This is a genomic window from Paenibacillus sp. FSL R5-0908 (assembly GCF_038006245.1).
Lineage (GTDB): Bacteria > Bacillota > Bacilli > Paenibacillales > Paenibacillaceae > Paenibacillus_AQ > Paenibacillus_AQ odorifer.
In genome coordinates, this window is the sequence record NZ_JBBOUV010000001.1 from 303,938 (window position 1) to 324,503 (window position 20,566).

Annotated in this window: 18 protein-coding genes and 1 pseudogene; 11 read left to right on the forward strand and 8 right to left on the reverse strand. The window is 46.0% G+C overall.

Translation table 11 applies throughout. The features are described 5' to 3' along the window. Positions 1-481: 481 nt before the first annotated feature. Entirely contained in the window at positions 482-3,136 is a 2,655-nt protein-coding gene (gene clpB, locus MKZ09_RS01395; RefSeq protein WP_076203338.1) for an ATP-dependent chaperone ClpB, read from the forward strand. A gap of 56 nt (positions 3,137-3,192) precedes the next feature. Here the strand turns inward: clpB and MKZ09_RS01400 are convergent, their stop codons facing one another. Continuing rightward, a complete protein-coding gene (locus MKZ09_RS01400) occupies positions 3,193-4,770 on the reverse strand; it encodes a glycosyltransferase family 2 protein (RefSeq protein ID WP_076203340.1) in 1,578 nt (525 codons plus the stop codon). Positions 4,771-5,233: 463 nt separating this feature from the next. Here MKZ09_RS01400 and MKZ09_RS01405 point away from each other — a divergent pair. The 7 genes and pseudogenes from MKZ09_RS01405 to MKZ09_RS01435 form a co-directional block, all read left to right on the forward strand. Beyond that, positions 5,234-5,344: pseudogene (locus tag MKZ09_RS01405) on the forward strand (hypothetical protein); the annotation flags it as partial. Positions 5,345-5,427: 83 nt separating this feature from the next. Continuing rightward, complete coding sequence (locus tag MKZ09_RS01410) at positions 5,428-7,044, forward strand: ABC transporter substrate-binding protein (protein ID WP_076203342.1); 1,617 nt, start codon at positions 5,428-5,430, stop codon at positions 7,042-7,044. Positions 7,045-7,113: 69 nt separating this feature from the next. Then, positions 7,114-8,064 (forward strand): ABC transporter permease, encoded by a 951-nt coding sequence (locus tag MKZ09_RS01415; protein WP_076134768.1) that lies wholly within the window; start codon positions 7,114-7,116, stop codon positions 8,062-8,064. Positions 8,065-8,068: 4 nt separating this feature from the next. Next, positions 8,069-8,914, forward strand: coding sequence for an ABC transporter permease (locus MKZ09_RS01420; protein ID WP_076134769.1), 846 nt, complete (start codon positions 8,069-8,071; stop codon positions 8,912-8,914). A 15-nt stretch (positions 8,915-8,929) separates the two neighbouring features. Next, positions 8,930-9,949 (forward strand): ABC transporter ATP-binding protein, encoded by a 1,020-nt coding sequence (locus MKZ09_RS01425; protein ID WP_076134770.1) that lies wholly within the window; start codon positions 8,930-8,932, stop codon positions 9,947-9,949. Then, positions 9,942-10,859, forward strand: a complete 918-nt coding sequence (locus tag MKZ09_RS01430; RefSeq protein ID WP_269473473.1) for an ABC transporter ATP-binding protein — start codon at positions 9,942-9,944, stop codon at positions 10,857-10,859. Before MKZ09_RS01425 ends, MKZ09_RS01430 begins: the two co-directional genes overlap by 8 nt. Positions 10,860-10,892: 33 nt before the next feature. Then, positions 10,893-11,342 (forward strand): hypothetical protein, encoded by a 450-nt coding sequence (locus MKZ09_RS01435; RefSeq protein WP_076203348.1) that lies wholly within the window; start codon positions 10,893-10,895, stop codon positions 11,340-11,342. Between the two features lie 96 nt (positions 11,343-11,438). On the opposite strand, the gene MKZ09_RS01440 is transcribed toward MKZ09_RS01435, so the two are convergent. The 6 genes from MKZ09_RS01440 to MKZ09_RS01465 are packed head-to-tail and all read right to left on the reverse strand — an operon-like array spanning position 11,439 to position 16,636. Further along, positions 11,439-12,308, reverse strand: a complete 870-nt coding sequence (locus MKZ09_RS01440; RefSeq protein WP_076203351.1) for a metallophosphoesterase family protein — start codon at positions 12,306-12,308, stop codon at positions 11,439-11,441. Between the two features lie 51 nt (positions 12,309-12,359). Continuing rightward, the gene (locus MKZ09_RS01445; RefSeq protein WP_038574002.1) at positions 12,360-12,686 is read right to left on the reverse strand and encodes a DMT family transporter; all 327 of its coding nucleotides are present in this window, start codon (positions 12,684-12,686) and stop codon (positions 12,360-12,362) included. Positions 12,687-12,697: 11 nt separating this feature from the next. Further along, a complete protein-coding gene (locus MKZ09_RS01450) occupies positions 12,698-13,486 on the reverse strand; it encodes an HAD family hydrolase (RefSeq protein ID WP_076203354.1) in 789 nt (262 codons plus the stop codon). A gap of 15 nt (positions 13,487-13,501) precedes the next feature. After that, a complete protein-coding gene (locus MKZ09_RS01455) occupies positions 13,502-14,848 on the reverse strand; it encodes an ABC transporter substrate-binding protein (protein WP_081394225.1) in 1,347 nt (448 codons plus the stop codon). 35 nt (positions 14,849-14,883) lie between these two features. Next, positions 14,884-15,729, reverse strand: coding sequence for a carbohydrate ABC transporter permease (locus MKZ09_RS01460; protein WP_076203360.1), 846 nt, complete (start codon positions 15,727-15,729; stop codon positions 14,884-14,886). A 25-nt stretch (positions 15,730-15,754) separates the two neighbouring features. Beyond that, complete coding sequence (locus MKZ09_RS01465; RefSeq protein WP_076107350.1) at positions 15,755-16,636, reverse strand: carbohydrate ABC transporter permease; 882 nt, start codon at positions 16,634-16,636, stop codon at positions 15,755-15,757. A gap of 219 nt (positions 16,637-16,855) precedes the next feature. Between MKZ09_RS01465 and MKZ09_RS01470 the strand changes: the two genes are divergently transcribed. From MKZ09_RS01470 to MKZ09_RS01480, 3 genes are all read left to right on the forward strand, one after another. Beyond that, a complete protein-coding gene (locus MKZ09_RS01470; protein WP_076203364.1) occupies positions 16,856-17,413 on the forward strand; it encodes a GbsR/MarR family transcriptional regulator in 558 nt (185 codons plus the stop codon). Between the two features lie 209 nt (positions 17,414-17,622). Further along, complete coding sequence (locus tag MKZ09_RS01475) at positions 17,623-18,807, forward strand: polysaccharide deacetylase family protein (protein ID WP_081394226.1); 1,185 nt, start codon at positions 17,623-17,625, stop codon at positions 18,805-18,807. A 140-nt stretch (positions 18,808-18,947) separates the two neighbouring features. Next, on the forward strand, positions 18,948-19,964 hold the full coding sequence (locus MKZ09_RS01480) for an AI-2E family transporter (protein ID WP_076101160.1): 1,017 nt from the start codon (positions 18,948-18,950) through the stop codon (positions 19,962-19,964). 104 nt (positions 19,965-20,068) lie between these two features. Here the strand turns inward: MKZ09_RS01480 and MKZ09_RS01485 are convergent, their stop codons facing one another. Beyond that, positions 20,069-20,455, reverse strand: a complete 387-nt coding sequence (locus MKZ09_RS01485; protein ID WP_038568262.1) for a hypothetical protein — start codon at positions 20,453-20,455, stop codon at positions 20,069-20,071. Positions 20,456-20,566 lie beyond the last annotated feature (111 nt).

Sequence of the window (20,566 nt, forward strand, 5' to 3'; positions counted from 1 at the left end):
TTCGCTCAAACGGTGAAAGTCGGTACTATGGTGGGAGAAGAGAGTTAAAAGTGCCTTCGAAAGTGCCGAATTAGGCTCGATGTGCGAAAAAAGAGGCAAAAGTGCCCTAGAATGCGGCGAATGGAGCTCGATGGTCGAAAAGAGAAGCAAAAATGCCTTAGAAAGTGCCGAATGGGGCTCGATGCGCGAAAAGAGCGATAAAAATCCCGTAGAATGAGAGCAAACCAGCCAGTTACTCGAAATAAACGGTATAAATCCCGTAGAATGAGAGCAAACCAGTTAGTTACTCGAAAAGAACAGTATAAATCCCGCAGAATGAGAGCAAACCAGCCACTAGTCCGAAAAGAACAGTATAAATCCCGTAGAATGAGAGCAAACCAGTTAGTTACTCGAAATAAGCGGATAAATCCCGCTAAATTAACCTATCCCGGCCCCAACGGCCGATTTAATATAATCACTCTTAAATAGAAAGGTGAGAGCTATGGATTTCAATAAATTAACTCAAAAGCTGCAGGAAGCAGTAGCTGCGGCGCAGTCGCTGGTATCAGACAGCGGTCATCAGGAGATCGATAATCTCCATCTGTTAAAAGCGTTGCTTCAGCAGCAAGAAGGATTGCTGCCAAGATTGCTGCAAAAGATGAATATCCCTGTGGCTGAGCTGATGCGCAGCACAGATGAACTGCTTCAACGCAAGCCGAGCATTAGCGGGTCAGGAGCAAGCACGGTACGGCGTTACGCCTCGCAATCGCTGATTCATCTGCTGGAGCAGGCGGAGAAGGAAGCGGCGAAGATGCAGGATGAGTTTGTTTCTGTGGAACATGCTGTGCTGGCCATGGTGTCGGATTCGAGCGGGGAGAATCGTGAGCTAAGGGATCTTTTTGTCCGCCGTGGACTGACCCGTGAAAAGCTGATGTCGGTGCTTGCTGAGATTCGTGGACATCAGCGGGTAACCAGCCGGGAGCCAGAAGCTACTTATGAGGTGCTGGAGAAATACGGACGTGATCTTGTAGCAGAGGTTCGCGCGGGCAAGATTGATCCAGTCATTGGTCGTGATGGTGAGATCCGCCGAGTCATCCGGATTTTGTCCCGTAAAACGAAAAATAACCCTGTGCTGATTGGTGAACCAGGTGTAGGGAAAACAGCCATTGTGGAAGGCTTGGCACACCGGATTGTACGCAAAGACGTACCGGAGGGTCTGAAGGATAAGACGATTTTTTCACTCGATATGAGTTCACTTGTGGCAGGCGCGAAGTTCCGTGGTGAATTCGAAGAACGCCTGCAGGCGGTATTGAGGGAGGTTCGCGAAAGTAACGGCCGCATTATTCTTTTTATTGATGAGCTGCATACGATTGTGGGCGCAGGTAAAACCGAAGGCTCGATGGATGCGGGCAATATGCTGAAGCCGATGTTGGCCCGGGGTGAGCTGCACTGTATCGGTGCCACAACGCTAGATGAATATCGCAAATATATAGAGAAGGACCCTGCGCTGGAGCGCCGTTTCCAACAGGTGCTCGTGAGCGAACCCGATGTAGAGGATACGATCTCCATTTTGCGTGGTCTGAAGGAGCGGTTTGAAGTCCACCACGGGGTCAAAATCCATGACAGCGCCCTAGTAGCCGCAGGGGTATTGTCCAATCGTTACATTACGGATCGATTTTTACCGGATAAGGCGATTGACCTAGTGGACGAGGCTTGCGCTATGATCCGCACTGAGATAGACTCCATGCCGGGTGAGATGGATGAAGTGACCCGCCGCCTGATGCAGATGGAGATTGAAGAAGCGGCGCTTAAAAAAGAAACCGATGACGCCAGCAAACGCCGTCTCGAAATATTGCAGCGCGAGCTCGCTGACCTGAAGGAGAAGCAGCTAGGAATGACGGCGCGCTGGGAGAAAGAGAAGTCTGCTATCCAAGGGATTCGCGACCTCAAAAAACGGCTGGAGCAAGCGCGCAAGGATCTGGTCGATGCACAGGAGGAGTATGATCTTAATAAGTCAGCCGAACTGAGCTACGGCATTATTCCTGATCTGGAGCGTCAGTTGAAAGCAGCGGAAGAAGCGGCACAGCAAGACCAGGATACAAGATTGCTACGTGAGGCTGTTACTGAAGAGGAAATCGCAGATATTGTCTCCCGCTGGACCGGCGTTCCGGTTAGCCGACTGGTAGAAGGCGAGCGGGATAAGCTCCTGCGTCTGGAGGATACGTTGCATGAACGGGTAGTGGGCCAAGATGAAGCTGTCAGCTTGGTGGCCGATGCAGTGCTTCGGGCAAGAGCAGGAATCAAAGATCCGAATCGCCCGATTGGTTCATTCCTGTTCCTTGGTCCGACGGGTGTAGGGAAGACTGAGCTCGCTAAGTCGCTTGCGGTCTCTCTTTTTGACCGCGAAGATGGCATGATCCGTATAGATATGTCGGAGTATATGGAAAAGCATAGTGTCTCCCGTCTCGTCGGCGCACCTCCAGGATATGTTGGATATGAGGAAGGCGGGCAGCTCACGGAAGCTGTGCGGCGTCAGCCTTATACTGTAGTGCTGCTCGATGAAGTGGAGAAGGCGCATCCCGATGTGTTTAACATTCTGCTGCAGCTGCTTGATGATGGACGGCTGACTGATTCACAAGGCCGAATGGTTGACTTCAAGAATACAATCATCATTATGACTTCTAATATCGGTTCACCCCATCTGATTCAAGGCACCGATGAAAACGGTCAGCTCACGGAAGCTGCCAAGGATAGAGTGATGAAGGAACTGAGTGGTCATTTCCGTCCAGAGTTCCTGAACCGGGTGGATGACATTGTAATGTTCAAGCCGCTGACACTGGGTGAGATCGAGAAAATTGTGGACAAACTGGTGGATGGATTGCGTCTACGTCTGGCAGAACGGGAGATCGGGCTGGCATTAACTGAATCGGCGGTGCGTTTTATCGCTAAGGAAGGTTTTGATCCTGTGTATGGGGCAAGACCGTTGAAAAGATTCATCCAGCGCAGCTTGGAGACACGTGTGGCGCGTGCGATTATTGCTGGTGAAGCCGCAGAGGGATCAGTTATTCAGGTGGATGAATCCGGCAACGGGCTGACGGTAACCATTCTGAAGCCAGAAGTCGATGGACCACAGAGTTCTGAATTGAGTTCTGAATAAAAAAAGGCGTCCACAAAACCCTAATGGTTTTGTGAACGCCCTTTTTATTGTAAGCCTCACTCCACCCAAGGGATTAGATGAGGCTGTTCATCCAAGATCGACATATACTGCTCTTTCCAGCCGTATTTGCCGTCGGGGTCGAGGAGCATATAACGCAGATATTTTTCCAGCCGGAACTCGGCTTTGGACCAACCGAGATGCTTGAGCCGCAGGTTGCTTAGCTGATGAGACAGCTCAAAGATATTTTCCGGGAACCGCCCGCAGTGCTGTGGGGATTCATTCCATACATAGTTGAAGTCCTCTTTATAGCGAAGCAAAAAAGGGCGGTAGTTCAGATGAGAGCGCCAGTAGGTATCCTCCCTGTAATGGTTCGCGTTCCATAAATCGTAAAGGCGGAAGCAGAACAGATCGACCCCATCTGCATCCAGCAAGGTATCTATATTTTCCGCAAAGCTGGCTTCAAAGATCTCATCCGCGTCCAGACTCAGAATCCACTCGGGATTTGTCTTTAGGACTTCCTCCCACTGCTGTTTTCGCAGCTCAATTTCATTGCTGAACTTGGATTCGGTATTATGCACGAGATGAACGGGAATGCCGTCAAGTGCTTCCAGACAGACAGCTGCTGTATTGTCGGTGCTGCCGTCATCAATAATGACAGCCTCATCGATATATTTGCGGTGTTCCTTCAGAACCTGTCGCAGGAAGCGCCCGCTTTCATTTTTTACAACCATGGTAAGGGTTAGCTTGGGACGCTTTTTGGTTATAGGAGCAGCTGCAGCCTCATTGGAATTTTCCTCGATGGGTGTGGGTGCCGATTCAGCTTTTACCCCTGTTGTTTCTCTGATGAAATCTTCAACCTTGTTCAAATCACTATCTCTGTACAAATGAAGGGCAGGATAATGGGTGTCAACAAATAGCGGAATGCCAAGGGCCGCGGCACGAATGCAGAAATGGCGATCCTCGCCCCAGTATGAAATGTTCCGGATCTGATTGTAGCTCACCCCGGCTTTTATCGCATGCTGGCTAATCAATGTACAAGCGCCTAGACCTCCCACTTCATAGATTCCAGGATTGCGGAGTTTGGCTATGAATTCATGAAATCTGCGGTTGATCTCCTCGGGTTGCAGTTTTTCGCCGGGAAGTATCTCCCACTGATTGTATTCGTCATGCATCCAGACCTGCGGCTGAAACATGGTATCTGGCTGCCACTGTGTCCAAAATACCTCTGAAATAATATCTTTGTTCGTCCCTATTAGATGTCTTAGCGTATCTGGGTGGAGGATGAGGTCAGAGTCGATCAGGAACAGGTAGTCATAGTTCAGGGTTTGCGCTCGGTTAATCATGAGGTTTTTGAAGTTGGCGACTTTCCAGACTAAATCAGAATTCCAATAGTGAGTCGTATCATTGCGAATGTACGCATCGTTAAAGCCGGAGCTTTGAATAAAAATATGCTCGCCCTTGCTTTTAAATTCCTGGAGCAGCCGGCTGGATTCCTCATCATCATTGTCATCAATCAGATGGAAATCCAGTTCGATTTGCTCGATATTCAAGCGCAGCAGGGAATTCAGAAATTCCCGCAATACATTGGGCTTTTGATGGATCGGGCTGCCGATTAATACGCGTGTCTTATTCATTGCGGCCTCCTTGGGGGACTCTCCCTTTCTTCCGAGAGGTATAGGTATGTTCTCAATATATTTACAGTGAGATAGTAATAATCCTTATTTCGCAAAGTTCTTATAGTAAATGAGAAATGAGAGTTGGATAAATTGCACTTTTTAGATATATTAATTTTGATGGATCTGCTGTACAATTACCGGATAATTAGATAAGAATGCCAGCCAGATGAGCACAGGAATGAGACTATGGATAAATCACCACTAAAAGTTCAGTAGTTGATCAATCTGTTACTGGCCATGAATCCTCGTGCGGATGTGTTCTGGGATGATGGAAAGGGTGTATACCGACCTCGCGAAGACTGAAGCTCATATTGGTGGCTGAACAGAGTTTAGGGGAGTAATCACGATGAAGCTGGTCAAGCAAGGTTTTTTATAACGGTCTGACTTTCCCGATACCTTTGATTATTGCGACCCTTGGCATACTGTATTCGGAAGAGTCATTTCAGGTATGGACCATGTGGATACTTTAAGGCGTGGGGATGCCATGAAAAAGGTCGAAGTTATCAGTTCCCTCAATATTACATTAATGTGAAATGCTATCCATTGTAATTCCTAGTATCCCGATATACAATATAAAAAACAAACAAAGACAATATAGACACGGGGGAGAAATTTATGCGTAGAGGATTATCTGGAGTTATTACTTTGGTTTTGTTAACATTTTTGATTAGCGCGTGCTCCGGGGGAAATAACGCCGCTTCCACAAATACAAATCAGACGCCTACGGCTACTGAAGGATCGACAGCAAGTACTGAACCAAAAGATGGCGGCAACTTAATTATTGGGGTCGCTGCAGATCCTGTCATTCTAAATCCGAACTATGCAGGTGATCGTGTCAGTCTGACGATTGACCAAGCGCTCTACGCGCCATTGTTCCAAGTGAATAACGGAGAGAAGACCTTCTACTTGGCAGACAGCCTGACACTTTCCGAAGATAACCTGACTTATACATTGAAACTGAAAAGTGGACTAACTTGGCATGACGGAGAAAAGCTTACAGCTGACGATGTCGTGTTCACGATTGATAGCATCCTCGATGAGAAGCAAAACAGCATGCTGAGAGCGAACTTATTCATCGGTGATAAACCCGTTAAGGCCGTTAAGGTGGATGATCTGACTGTAGAGTTCAAGCTTCCGCAGGTCAGCCCAGCTTTTGAAGCTACACTAGTGCAAGTATTTCCGATTCCAAAGCATATTTTTGAGAATGAGACGGATCTAGAGAAAAGCACCAAGAATGCTGCTCCGGTTGGATCTGGCCCATTTAAATTTAAAGAATACAAAGCAGGCGAATATGTTACGCTCGAGAGATTTGATAACTACTTTGGCGGCAAACCACATCTTGATTCTATAACGTACCGGATTGCTAAAGATACGAATGCTGCGAATCTCGCACTTCAGAATGGTGAGATCAACATTAAGTATCTAGATCCACAGGATGTTGGAACGATTGAGGCTTCGAATAATTTCGAAATCCTTCCTTATAGTGAAGGCCGATTGTCGTACTTGCTGTTCAATGCAAACAGTGATAGAGGTGCTCTTGCTAAAAAAGAAGTTCGTCAAGCCTTGTCTCTAGCCCTAAGTCGTGATGAAATCATTCAGGCTGCTTATACTTCTAACGAGTATGCAGACCCGGCGAAGTCCTTTTTGACTCCGGATGCATTGTTCTATACTAATGACGTACCTTCTTTTGATAATGATGTAGAAAAAGCCAAAGAGCTTCTGCAATCGGCAGGGGTTAGCGATCTGAAATTGAGATTGATTGTATCGAGCGGTAATAAAGCTCAGGAAGCCATTTCACTATACGTGCAGCAAAAGCTAAAGGCCATTGGCGCTGAAGTTGAACTGCAAAATATGGATGCCTCGGCATATGGCCAGAAATTCAGTGATATGAATTCAACAGATTTTGAACTTGCGATTGCAGGTTATATTATGGGTTACGATCCTGATGCTTACAGAATTTTGTATACTTCTACTGCAGACTCTAACTACTCGCATTATAATAATGCTGAAGTCGATAAGTTGTTCAATGATGGTGCAGGGGAAGCAGATGTAACTAAACGTGGTGAGATCTATAAGAAGATCCAAGAGATCATTGCTGATGATGCACCGATTTATCCAATTGCTAATACTAAGACTATTGTAGCTGTCTCCAAGAACTACGGCGGTCTAGAAGAAGCAGTCTTGAAGCCTGTCGTTATTTTTGAAGATTTATCGAAAATCTACCTTAAATAAGAACGGGAAAAAATAAGCTGGTCAATCCAGCTTATTTTTTTACCGATATAGAACTGGGAGAATATACGTATGAGACAACTTATCGTCCGAAGATTACTGCAAACCCTGCCGATGCTATTTTTTGTCTCGGTTGTGTGCTTTGCGATGATTAAGCTGGCTCCGGGGGATCCGGTACTATCCTTCGTTACGCCGAATATGCACGCGGATGATATTGAGCGCATCCGGCATAACCTTGGGCTGGATAAGCCAGCCTACATTCAATATTTTATATGGATCAAAGAAGTACTGCAGGGCAATTTCGGTTATTCCCTTGTGAATCATCAGCCTGTATTGGAGCAAATTCTAGAACGTTTACCTGCAACAGCAGGTTTGATGGGCAGTGCAATCGGCTTAGCCGTTCTGTTGGCGATCCCGATGGGTCTGCTTGCTGGAGCTAACCGGAACCGCTGGGTGGATAAACTAATTAATTTTTTATCCTATATCGGAATTTCAGTGCCTTTATTTTGGCTGGCCATCTTGCTTATGTACTTATTCGCAATTAAGCTGCACCTGCTGCCTATTATGGGGATGCGAACCATTGGTGTGGAATCAGCGGTTGATGTATTGAAGCATGGTATTTTGCCTTGCGCCGTATTGGCTTTTGGATTTCTGGCCGGTTACGTACGATACATCCGCTCTAGTACGATTGGACAGCTAAAAGAAGAATATGTGCAGATTCAATATGCTTTTGGATCCAACAAGACAACGATTCTGTTCCGTCACGTGCTTAAGCATGTACTGTTGCCAGTAATTACATTGCTCGGGATGTCGATGGGTGATCTGGTGGCGGGTGCAATTGTAACGGAGACGGTATTTTCATGGCCGGGTATTGGCTCTTTAGGGATGACTGCGGTTAAAGGGATGGATTATCCCGTAATTATGGGAATAACTTTGTTCTCTTCTTTAATGCTGATCATCGGCAATCTGGTCGCGGATATTCTATATAGCTTCGTGGACCCACGAATTAAATTAACGAGGTGACCTCATGAATCGCAGTAAATGGAAAAGTGTTGGAGATGAGCTATTTACGAATAAATTGGGTGTCGCAGCCCTCATTACTTTAATCGTCTTCACACTAGGCTCTATATTTGCTTTTTTATCCGGACATGATCCGAATGCAATGGATGTTTTGGCACGTTTGAAAGCACCCGGGGCGGATCATTGGTTTGGTACGGATGATTACGGCCGGGATTATTTTGCCCGAGCTTTGTATGGTGGCCGGGTATCTTTGCTAGTTGGTTTTGCTTCAATGATCATTGCCACGGGTATAGGTGTGACGGTGGGCGTAATTAGTGGATATTTTGGCGGATGGATTGATAATCTATTGATGCGGATGCTTGATATAGTGATGTCCATTCCATCTTTCCTCGTGCTGCTGCTGCTCAGCGTATTTCTGAAGCCGAGTGTAGGAAACATCATTTTAATCATTGCTCTATTAATGTGGATGAACATTGCCCGTGTGATCCGTGCGGAGACGATGACGATTAAGGAACGGGAATATGTACTATATGCAAAAGCTTCCGGCCAGAGCAACTTCGGAATTATCTGGCGTCATATTCTTCCGGGGCTAGTACCTGTTGTGATTGTAGGTGCGACGAATAATATTGCTTCCGCGATTATGATGGAGTCGTCCCTAAGCTTCCTTGGGTTCGGGGTACAACCTCCGAATGCCACTTGGGGCAGTATGCTTAACAATGCGCAGGGATATATCGCTCAGGCACCTTATTTGGCATTGTTCCCGGGGTTATTGATACTATTAACGGTTCTGAGCTTTAATGTTCTGGGCGATATTTTGCGGGTTGGCTTTGAACCGAAGCTGATCCGAAGATAGGAGTGTGAAGACATCATGACGGAACGGCTATTGTCTGTTGAGAATTTGAAGGTTTCCTTCCAAACTCGAGATGGAGAGAATCAGGCAGTTCGTGGCGTTAGCTTTCATATAGATGCTGGAGAAACGGTAGGGATTGTTGGTGAATCCGGAAGCGGGAAAAGTGTAACTGCGAAGGCGATTATGTCGTTGATTGCACCTCCGGGTAAAATTATCGCTGGAAATATTAATTTTCGTGGTGACAACTTATCTAACCTTTCGGAAAAAGAGTGGAGAAAACTGCGCGGTAACCGCATAGCGATGGTGTTTCAGGACCCCATGACTTCTCTTAATCCTGTGAAAAAAATTGGCCAGCAGCTTACGGAGGTCATCCGGCGGCATCGCGGCTTAAATAAGGAAGAAGCGTTTAAAGAGGCAGCAAGTATCCTGCGGCAGGTGGGCATTAATAATCCTGAGCAGCGGCTGCAGCAGTATCCGCATGAATTCAGCGGCGGGATGCGGCAGCGGGTCATGATCGCCATGGCTCTTTCTTGCCAGCCAGAGCTATTGATTGCGGATGAGCCGACAACTGCGCTTGATGTAACAATACAGGCCCAAATTCTTGATCTTTTTAAAGAGTTAAAAAATAATACCAGTACAGCTATAGCACTAATCACCCATGATTTGGGTGTAGTGGCTCAGGTATGTACACGGGTTATCGTAATGTATGGTGGACTAGTGATGGAGGAAGGTACGGTGGAGGATATTTTTTATCGCCCACAGCATCCTTACACGAAAGGTCTGCTTCGCTCCATTCCGAAACGTGACGGCAAATCACGTGAACGTCTAATTCCAATCGAAGGCACACCTCCAGATTTGTTGAATCCTCCTTCTGGCTGTCCGTTTATGGAACGTTGCCCTAATGCTTTTGCCCGTTGCAGCGAACGTCCTCCGGTAATCGAATTATCGCCCGGTCACCGTTCGATGTGCTGGTTAGCAGATGGTGTGCAGGAGACTCCAGCCGTAGCTGGCGTTGAAGGGAGTGGTTCGGTTGAGTGACAATAAGATTCTAGTGGACGTAAATAATCTCAAAAAACATTTCTCCAAAGGCAAGGATATGTGGGGACGCGATACATCGGTGCTTAAGGCAGTAGATGGCGTAAGCTTTCAGATACGACAGGGAGAGACCTTTGGGCTGGTTGGAGAGTCGGGAAGCGGCAAGTCCACGGTTGGACGCTGCTTGCTGCGCTTATATGACTACACAGACGGTGAAGTGTCTTTTGACGGGCAGCCGCTGAGCAAGCTTGGAGAGAAGCAGCTAAAACCTTTTCGCAGACGCATTCAGTCGATCTTCCAAGATCCCTATTCATCACTTAATCCAAGCTTAAATGTGCTTGATCTGATCAGTGAGCCGATGAAAATCCACGGCATCCACGAAGGTGAAGAACGCAAAGAAGCTGTTGCGGCATTGCTGGAAAAGGTAGGTTTAAAAAGAGAACATCTTTACCGCTTCCCGCATGAATTCAGCGGTGGCCAACGCCAGCGGATTTCGATTGCCAGAGCATTGTCCGTAAGACCTGAGTTTGTTGTGTGTGATGAACCGATCTCAGCGCTGGACGTGTCTGTCCAGGCTCAGGTAGTGAACATGCTGGAGGATTTACAGTCCGAATTCGGCTTGACCTATCTCTTTGTCGCACATGATCTGTCGATGGTACGGCATATTTCTGACCGGATCGGCGTGATGTATGGCGGTCGTTTAGTAGAGGTAGCCGAAAGTGATGAGCTGTACGAGAATCCTATTCATCCTTATACAAAGGCGCTGCTGTCTTCCATCTTGGAGACGGATCCCCGGCGGGCCAATCAGAGAATTATTTTAGACGGATATTCGCAAGAGTACGGCAGAGCTGAGACCTCCACACTACAGGAAGTAAGTCCGGGTCATTATGTTGCTTATGATTTTACGGTATGATTAGACTCTATATATAGATTGGGAGGGATCAAAATGTCAGAGAACTTAAACCGGGTAAAGTTATCCCAGTGGGATGCGTTATTGGTGGAATCACTCCGCTCCTTGGGGTGGTCTGATGAGGATATTCTTCGTAAAGTGGCAGAGGGCGATTTGCCCGTTGACGAGAGCGAATACCAATTTGATTATAAACAGCTGACTACGTTGCAGTCAGAGCAGCCGGAGTTGTTCGGGCAAGCGGTGAAGACAGGCTATCAGATCAAATACAACACGATTCGTGGGATTCGCAGCTGGATATGGGTAGCTCTGGGCAAAGAAGCGGCTCTGGAGCTTGAGGAAGGTAAGGAAGCGGCTGAGGTGGCTTTGACCGTGGCCGAGAAGGAACGTTTGGCTTCTGTGTTATCCTTCGGGTGGCAAATTGAGAGTGATACGAAGGCAGCGGATGGAGATACAGCTGTCTACCGGATTGCACCAATTGGACGATAAGCTGAATAGCTACAGTAAAAAACGATTGTTGCGGGGAAGGACTCCCTGTGCACAATCGTTTTTTTTTTGTTATATTTCTCGCTTAAATGCTTATCATTAATATACGCTTACCGCTGGGTAAGCTACCTCATATTGTGCAGCCTCAATCCAGTTTCCTGTCTTAAAATCTCTGCCCCGGACAAGCACTTTATCGCTATACACTTCCACATAGAAGCCTTGGCTGCCCGTCTTATGTTTATCTTCATTAGTCCAAAGATAGGCGACAGAAGCAGCATTAAACATCGTTGCGATCTCTCCATGGCCAGGGAACATAGTGTTGTTTACCTCCAGCTCCCAATGGGTATGTCCAGTGAATAACAAGGTCTGGGGATATCTCGACAGAATTTCTTTTAATTCCTTATCTTGTGTGACACCATACCAATCTTGCGATTCCAGTGATCCGGCTACGGTGTCTTTAAGCGGTTGATGCAGGAAGAGAAAGATAGGCTGCTCTGGTGAAGCTTGCTCTCCAAGCTTATGCTCCAGCCAATCAAGCTGCTCAGAGGAGAGATCACAGAACTTGGGCAATCCTTGCTCCGTCCCTAGCAAAATAAAATGATAGCCATTGATCCAGTGATCATGATAGGGTCCGGACATTCCGGTCTGTGACGTATACATTCCTAAACGTGATTCCCAATTTCCGAGCCCCACATCATGATTGCCTAAGGTAAAGGTAATCTCGGGCAGGTCGGTTTTATATTGTTTGAGGATACGAAGCATTTCTTCGTATTCAGCAGGGAAGCCGTGGTCTGTGACATCACCGATATGCATAATCCCGCTGCTGCCTTCCCCATGCGCTGCTATATCACGGAGTGCCAGCTCGAAGTTAAGATTGTACTCATGATTGCGGTCAGCAGTGACATGGGTATCCGTAATGATCTGAAAGGTGATAACTGGTTTATCTTCAGGTGATGTGTTCGTACTCATGTTTGGGCATCCTCCTTCATCTATGAACCTATCCAATACTGTTGCTGTTCGCTAATGCGTCTTGCCGCTAATGTTCAGTCCTATGATCCCGACAATGATGACGGCTATCCATAGTAGTGAGGATAGGGTTAGCTTTTCTTCAAAGAACAGGGTTCCTATGAAGGAAATCAGGATGATTCCCGCTCCTGACCATATCGCATAAGCTACGCCTACCTTAATCGAGGTGAGAGCATAATTCAGGGAGGTGAAGCTGGCTCCATAGAACAGGAACATAAGCACGGAAGGCCAGAGCTGGGTGAACCCCTGAGATATTTTCATTGAGATGGTCCCTGAGAGTTCGAACACAATAGCCAGCGTCAGAAACATCCATGCCCACATTCCTTCTATTCTCACAGGGAAGTAACCTCAATTCTGAGCTCAGCATAAGATTGTACAATGAGATCTGCATCCGGGAGAATATGTGTTGAAGCACTAGTACCTTCGCTTTCTGCTAGGCCGATAGCTACCTGTACACCCGCTGCTTTAGCCATTCGCATATCCCCGTTAGTATCGCCGATAACCGCTGTGTACGCGGGTTCCACGGCTAACCTTTTGCAGGCCAGCTGCACCATGTCGGGGAAAGGTTTACCCTGATCCACAAGATCTGTTCCAATTACTTCGGAGAAATAATGCCGTATGCCCAGCCATTGGAGATGTTTGTCTGCGGCCTCTGTTTCATCTGCGGTCACCACGGCGAGAGGGATGCCTGCACTCACGCACTCATCAAGAAAACGATGAAGTCCCGGAAGGGAGTGAACAGGGCGTTTCTCTTCTAACATAACATCCGCTTCGAGACGGCATTGATGGACAAGCTCCATGGACTCCGCCCAAGATAAACCTTGCAAATAACCCTGCCATGACAGAATGGCATAAAGATCACTCATAGTCCCCATAGCCAGCGGTCCGTTGCGATCATAATCGGTAATGTTCCCCTGGGCATTGTGTACAGTTCCCATTAATGCAGGGAGCTGCTCTTCTGCAATCTGTAGCCCTCTTTGCTTCATATACTTCGTGAATCTCTCTAAAAAACATTCGCCCCAGCTGCCCCAGAGGGATACGAACTGGAGCAGCGTACCATCCTTATCGAATAGAATAGCTGCTACAGCGTATCTGCCTTGTGGAGTGATGAGCTCAGACATGAAGTCCACCGCCCTTTATTTTAATTTATCAAGCGCTGCTTGTGCCGTTTCTTGTGCTTCCTTAAGTGCTTGTACTGCTGGGATATTCTCAATTTGCACCTTATCTGCGGCGATTGTCAACGCATCGTTAATTTTGCCGCCAGTTGGGTCTTGGAAAGGTGCAGAACCATGAGAAGCTTGCATCAATGGGACCTTAATCTGTGGATTGCTTTCGCTGAATGACACAAATGCCGGGTCTTGCAATGCGGATTGGCGCACCGAAATATATCCCGTATTAATGGACCAGGACGCAGTATTCTCAGCATTTGTGAAGTAGGTTAGCCATTTTATAGCTGCTTCCTTTTCACTGTCGTTAGCTTTGGATAGAATGCCGGCCATAAGTGCTTGGGCTACGGGTTTGCCCTCACCGATCCCTGCCCAGCCTGGCTGCTCCATAGCCGAAACAATGCTGAAGTCCAAGTCGCCCTGATCGCCGCTGGAGCCGGTGTAGCCTGCGGATTGACCCTTCATTACATCGTCAATCGTCTTGTACCAATACTCCCAGCCTTGACCGCCGGAATGAATTCGCATGATCTTATCCTCGTGAATCCACTTGCGGAACAAATCCCAGGTTTCAATCCACTCTTTAGAGTCGACCATAACTTGTTTTCCATCCTCACTAAGGATAGTGCCTCCTTTGCTGAGTACAGCATCAATCATGTTCCCTGAACCCCACATAGGCTCCCAACCATAAAGGGTGGTTTTGCCGCCGTCCTTCACTGTCATTTTCGCAGCTGCGGCAGCTAGATCTTCCCAAGTCTTTAGTGTGCTCGCATCAATCCCATTCTTCTCAAAAACATCTTTGCGATAGTACATGACCTGCGTTGTTCCATACATCGGCAGGAAGTATTGCTTACCATCAACCTGGCCCTGATTTAGAAAGGTTTGGACAAAATCCTCTTTATTAAAATCTGGCTGCAGTGCCATAAGCTCGTCTATCGGAGCGAAATATCCTTTACGGGCCCAATCTACATTGGAGGAGAGAGCAGCCGCAGGCACTTTTCCTGTAGCGATAGCTGCTTGCAGCTTCTGTTCGGTTTCAGTGTAGTCTGCCTGCGCGATACCTTTGACGATGACCTCTTGCTGAGAGGTATTAAATTTCTGAATCAGTGCCTCCATATTCTCACCAAGCTTGCCGCCGAGACCATACCAGAATTCAATCGTTACCGGCGCATTTTGTGTGGGTGCAGCCTCTGTGGAGGGGGAGGAAGAAGCTCCATTTGCCGCTGTAACATTGCCTGTATTCGCATTTCCTCCGCAAGCTGTTAACATTGTAAATCCGGCAACCAAAGACAGGGTGGACAGTCTCTTCAATACGTTCATCATCATTCTCCTCTTATTAAAATAGAATTGTTAGCTTATCCTTTGCTGGAACCAGCGGTCATGTTGACACTTTGCATGATCGTTTTCTGAGCTAGTAGAAATACTAGCAGCAACGGGGCGATGGTGAATGCGCTAGCGGCCATGATCAGCGGCCATTTTAATCCGTAAGCACCTCCTTGAGTAAAGAAACTACGCAGACCCGCCGAGACTAGCTGGAGATTAGGGTCTTTGGTGATCAGCATCGGCCAGAAATAGTTATTGTACTGATCAATGAAGGTGATCAGGGCTAGCACAGCAAAGGAAGAACGTGTAATGGGGACAAGAATGGTCCACAGAATCCGCATATGCGAGGAACCGTCCACTTCTCCAGCCTCCACTAGCTCATGGGGAACCTGAAGGAAGGCCTGGCGAATTAGAAAAATGGAGAAGACACTTACACAGTTGGATAGAATTAATCCGGCATATGAATCCAGTAGATGGAGCTGGGACAATACCAAATATCCGGGAAGATAAACAGCGGTGGATGGAACCATGTAGCCGAAAAGAATAACGCCTGAGAACAGCCCTCTGAAGCGGAATTTCATATGCGTAAGCGCATAGGCCATCATCCCGGAATTTATTACCTGCAAAATAACAATCGACACAGCGACAAATATGCTATTGCCCATATATCTGAAGAAAGGGGCTTCGTGCCAGGCGGCTGAAAAATTACTCCAAAGCGGATCCTTAGGCCAGATTGTGGGCGGAGACTGCCAGATTTCATCATTGGTTTTTAAGGCGCTGGTGACCATCCAATAGAAGGGGAAGGCCATGATCAGTGCAATAGCTGTAAAAAATAGATGGCGGGTCAGCTTGCCCACGCGTACGATCGTTGCATTCATCAGTCGTTCTCCTTTACAGCAGTTGTTATTGATAATGGGTTGTCCGTTTACTAACCTCTAGCGAGACTACGGATAGCAGCATACATATAAATACCAGAACCATTGCGACACTAGAGGCTTCTCCAATCTGGAAGGCTTCAAAAGCAGACTGATAATACATATAGAGCAAGGTGCGTGTTGATCCTGAGGGTCCACCTTGTGTAAGTACGTTAATCTGGTCGTAAGCCTGTAACGCGCCAATGATCTGTACGATGAACAGAAACAGTGTCGTTGGTGAGATGAGCGGTAAGGTAATGCGGATGAATTTTTGAACAGCATTTGCTCCATCCAATTGAGCAGCTTCCAGCAGATCCGTAGGGACATTGCGTAGTGCTACCAAGTAAAAAATCATCGCCCAGCCTACCGATTTCCATATCGTCACGAGCAAAATGCCGAGCAGTGCCCATTTAGGGTCTTGAAGCCAGCCGATTTTTTCTAGACCTAAGAGATCGAGTACAGTATTGGCAAGGCCAATTTCGGGTTCATAGATCCAGGACCAGACAATGGATACAGCCACGGTCGGAGTGACCCAAGGGGAGAACAGCAATACCTGATAGAGGGTGGAGCCTTTCAGCTTCCCGTTCATCAGGAGTGCTAGTCCAAGTCCGATCAGAATAACTGGCAGCACACTTCCGGCACAGAATAATAGAGTCACTCTAAGTGCTTTATAGAAGGCAGGATTGCTGAACAGATCCAGATAGTTGGTTAGTCCGACAAAGGTTTTCTCGGGGCTCATGAAGTCCCATTCGGTAAAGCTGAGATAAAATACATAAAGTAATGGCGCTAGCCAAAATACAACGAATGGAATCATTGCCGGCAAGGTGAAGAGCACCGGTTTCAACTCCCCTATAAATCTCGAACGTTTCATTATTCTGTCGATACCCCATTCCATCTTCTGTTTTTTGCGGTATAATTCTGAGGAAAGCTCTTCCGTTCAAAAAAAATTGTACACTCATCGAGCGGCTGCGTGGTCAAGTGGACGTAAAGATCGATGCGAGATTATGTAAAAATTTAAGAGATTAACGCAGGTAGTTGCTATTTTGTGTAAAATAGAAGGGTAGATTCTAAGTGGAATGAAGGTGCAGCTATGAAACAGGTAGCCTTTGGTGAAGAGAATAAAGACTTATCTCCACGCGAGCAGCTGCTGCGTCCAATGATCGATGCGATTGCTCAGACGATGGACCTATATGGTGCCAATTATTCATTCGGGCAGCTGTATGGAATTATGTTCTTCGAAGACCGTCCGATGACGCTTGAAGAGATGAAGAATGTGATGAATATGAGCAAGAGTAATATGAGCTATGGGGTCCGTTCTTTGATGGCCTCCAAGATGGTCACTAAGCTGGAGGAGAAGCGGGACCGAAAGGATCTGTATGCAGTGGAAACAGATTTCTTTCAGACCTTTAAGAACTTTTTTGGGATGAAGCTGCAGCGGGAGATTGATGTCATGAAGCACGCTTTAGACGTTGTCATTCCTGAGCTGGAGGGACTGGTTCAAGCCGTAGATATATCTGAGGAGGAGCGGCAATTCTGCCTGAAGGATCTGGAGAAGCTGGAGCATGCCGTTCAATATTATCATTGGCTGCAGCAGTTCGTGGACGAGCTTGGGGAAGAGAGTTACTTCGCAGATAAGGGAAGGTCTTAGACCGTCTACAATCACATATAGATGTACATAATTGTATATAGATCTCCATTTTTGCGGGGTGTTCCTTAAGCCGGTTCGGCTTGAGGTTCGCCCTCTTTTTTATGATAAAGAAACAAAAATAAGAAGAAAATGTAACCAATAGCAGGTGGAACTTCCATAAAATATATAGTTACATAGGGACAAGAAATGTTGTTAAGGAGATTCTGAGATTGAAAACGAAAAAGTATATGCTGCTTGTTATCATAGTTCTACTGCTAAGCCTTGCTGCTATTTTGAATACACAACGTGAACCTTCAACAATTACTATTAACGTAAATGGTCAAATGATAAAGACGATAGCTTCCAACCCAGCCTCACCTGATGATCTTATGATCCCGAAGGCAGTAGCTGAACAGGCACTAAATACACAAATCGGCTGGCAGAAATCCGGACCTCTTCCAAAAGGCATTTACTACAGAGATCAGGTGGCTGTGCTGATGTATCATCATCTTTCCGAGAAGCCTATGCCACAGTTTCCTTGGGTGTTATCGGTTGATCGGTTTGACGATCAAATGAATCTGCTGAAGCAGGAAGGTTTTCATGTGATCACCATGGCGGAATACCGCGAATTTATGCTGAATAACGGCGCAGTTCCGGACAATGCAGTGCTGCTTACCTTTGATGATGGATATGAAAGTTTTTATGAATTGGCGTTCCCCGTTTTGCAAAAATACGGATATACAGCCGTCAATTTTGTTATCGTATCTACAATTGATCACCCAGATCCGAATAGCGTGCCGAAGCTCACTTGGGAGCAAATGCGGGAAATGAAGCATGCTGGGATGGGATTTTATAGTCATACCTATGATTTGCACCATTATGAGATTGTGGATGCCGAGGGCGGGCAGCGGCCAGCTGCAAGTGCCTTGTTATATGTTGATGATGAGAACAGGAATGAGATGAATGTTGAATACTACAGCAGAGTTACACGTGATCTGGCCAAGGCGGAACAAAGGCTGAAAGAAGAATTGGGCAATACGGATTCGGCAATTGCTTTTCCTTATGGGTCCTACAATGACAGATTGCTGGCTGTTTGTGATTCGCTGGGGATTTCACTGACCTTCAAAATTGAGGATGGGATTAACACCAGAGCGGATCGGAATGCCGCACGAATTAACGGGGGAAGTGAGACACTTACCGCTGCGTTGACGCTTGATCAGATGAAGCATATCGATTTGCCCATGGAATTGACCTTGAACAACCAAAAGGTGAATATGGTAAGGAATTCTCCTGAAATGAGGAAGGGGACCTTGATGGTTCCGTTTCATCAATTATGCAAAGATCTGCATATAGATATGAAATATGATCCGAAACGCCGAATCGTTGAATTGACTCATATGGATGCAGGAGCATGAAAAGTGTCACTTTTATTGAGGATGAGATTACAAAAAGTGAGTAATTTCGTCATTTTAGGCGAATCACTAGTTGCTATAAGTGAATTCCTTACTGTAGACTATAAACAGAGTACTAATTGGTAGGCGAATGGAGAGAACTGATGGAATTGTTTAAGCGTTATTACGCAAATTTAACGGTCCGGCGTTTTTTGATTTTAGGATTGGTTGCTCTGCTGCTATTCAGCATTAGAGATATGCTTAATTTGGTACTGTTGACGTTTTTGATTGCGTATGTAATGAATAGCTTTCAAGTGCTGCTCACGAAGCGCATTAACAAATATGTAGCAGTTAACAGCAAAGTGATTATTGTTATTCTATACCTTGCCTTAATCGCTGTAGTTGTCATAACCCTCGTTAATTATCTGCCTAAGGTTTTTATACAGATTAAACAGTTAACGAATTTTTTGACCAATTTGACCCCTGAGAACATCCCGCAGAATGATATAGTGCAGTATATATTCGCCCAGCTTAAGGATTTGAACTATCAGTCGTACATGAAAGACGGTATTGAATATGTCTTGAAAATAAGCAATTGGGGCACCAGCTTTGTTTTATCAACCATTTTGAGCTTTGTATTTATACTTGAGAAGAACAGGATCGTTAGTTTCACTTCCCGCCTTAAAGAGAGCAAAATCTCTTGGTTCTATGTAGAGCTTGAGTATTTTGGCAGAAAATTCATCTCTTCTTTCGGAAAAGTGATCGAAGCACAAATTCTGATCGCGTTGTTTAATACATGCTTTACGGTGATCGGACTCTGGATTTTAGGTTTTCCTTACCTTTTCGCATTATCCATTATGATCTTCTTGCTTAGTTTAATTCCGGTTGTAGGTTTTGTTATCTCGCTAATCCCACTTTGTATTATTGGTTACAATATTGGTGGCCTAGTCATGACGATATATGTACTGGCAATGATTGCCGTACTGCATTTTGTAGAAGGCTACTTCCTAAATCCTAAACTGATGTCATCCAAAATGAATTTGCCTATGTTCTATACATTTATTGTGTTGTTATTCTCTGAGCATTATCTCGGGGTATGGGGACTGATTCTGGGGATTCCGATCTTTGTATTCTTCCTTGATATTCTGGAGATTAACAGAGAGAACAAGATAGGGACTTAGCGATTCTGTTATAAAATAAGTATTAAATATACAAAAAACGGCTAAATGGAAGATCCATTTAGCCGTTTTTTTGTGTATGTTACAGCGTCGCTGTATGTATTCCCTTAACCGAAGGAAGTATGGACACTATCTGAAACGATGTCCCTCAGCTCCGCTTTATATGCCGCATACTGCTCGGTTGTTATGCTTCCAGCGGCTAGCCGTGAATCCAATTGATCCGTTAGCTGGGCAACCTGTAGATCGATTACAGCTTCAATATCTTGGCCTTGTTCTGATGCAATATCTTGAAGTGACTTACCGTCATATATGGCCTCGTATAGATCCTCATCCGTTGGCTGGTTAAGTACCTCCAATAATTCGTCTTGATCCGCGACCTCTGCGGTGGACCATTTTACAGGCGAACTTGCATTAGCGGTAAGACTAGTCCAAGCATTTCCGAAAGACATCACTACGACTACCGTTCCGACTATGATCACTCTTTTTATATCCATTAGAGTCCTCTTTTCTTGTTCTGCAATAACTTATCCTGCTTAAGCATCCGTCTAAAGTATCGTTTAAAATGGGTTCTAACTAGTTATATTGTAACCCGCGAAGCTGAACTG

Bases quoted from the DNA above. Each gene is read 5' to 3' on its own strand.
- clpB (WP_076203338.1), top strand. From the start codon at position 482: ATGGATTTCAATAAATTAACTCAAAAGCTGCAGGAAGCAGTAGCTGCG.
- MKZ09_RS01400 (WP_076203340.1), bottom strand. From the start codon at position 4,770: ATGAATAAGACACGCGTATTAATCGGCAGCCCGATCCATCAAAAGCCC.
- MKZ09_RS01410 (WP_076203342.1), top strand. From the start codon at position 5,428: ATGCGTAGAGGATTATCTGGAGTTATTACTTTGGTTTTGTTAACATTT.
- MKZ09_RS01415 (WP_076134768.1), top strand. From the start codon at position 7,114: ATGAGACAACTTATCGTCCGAAGATTACTGCAAACCCTGCCGATGCTA.
- MKZ09_RS01420 (WP_076134769.1), top strand. From the start codon at position 8,069: ATGAATCGCAGTAAATGGAAAAGTGTTGGAGATGAGCTATTTACGAAT.
- MKZ09_RS01425 (WP_076134770.1), top strand. From the start codon at position 8,930: ATGACGGAACGGCTATTGTCTGTTGAGAATTTGAAGGTTTCCTTCCAA.
- MKZ09_RS01435 (WP_076203348.1), top strand. From the start codon at position 10,893: ATGTCAGAGAACTTAAACCGGGTAAAGTTATCCCAGTGGGATGCGTTA.
- MKZ09_RS01440 (WP_076203351.1), bottom strand. From the start codon at position 12,308: ATGAGTACGAACACATCACCTGAAGATAAACCAGTTATCACCTTTCAG.
- MKZ09_RS01445 (WP_038574002.1), bottom strand. From the start codon at position 12,686: ATGTGGGCATGGATGTTTCTGACGCTGGCTATTGTGTTCGAACTCTCA.
- MKZ09_RS01450 (WP_076203354.1), bottom strand. From the start codon at position 13,486: ATGTCTGAGCTCATCACTCCACAAGGCAGATACGCTGTAGCAGCTATT.
- MKZ09_RS01455 (WP_081394225.1), bottom strand. From the start codon at position 14,848: ATGAACGTATTGAAGAGACTGTCCACCCTGTCTTTGGTTGCCGGATTT.
- MKZ09_RS01460 (WP_076203360.1), bottom strand. From the start codon at position 15,729: ATGAATGCAACGATCGTACGCGTGGGCAAGCTGACCCGCCATCTATTT.
- MKZ09_RS01465 (WP_076107350.1), bottom strand. From the start codon at position 16,636: ATGAAACGTTCGAGATTTATAGGGGAGTTGAAACCGGTGCTCTTCACC.
- MKZ09_RS01470 (WP_076203364.1), top strand. From the start codon at position 16,856: ATGAAACAGGTAGCCTTTGGTGAAGAGAATAAAGACTTATCTCCACGC.
- MKZ09_RS01480 (WP_076101160.1), top strand. From the start codon at position 18,948: ATGGAATTGTTTAAGCGTTATTACGCAAATTTAACGGTCCGGCGTTTT.
- MKZ09_RS01485 (WP_038568262.1), bottom strand. From the start codon at position 20,455: ATGGATATAAAAAGAGTGATCATAGTCGGAACGGTAGTCGTAGTGATG.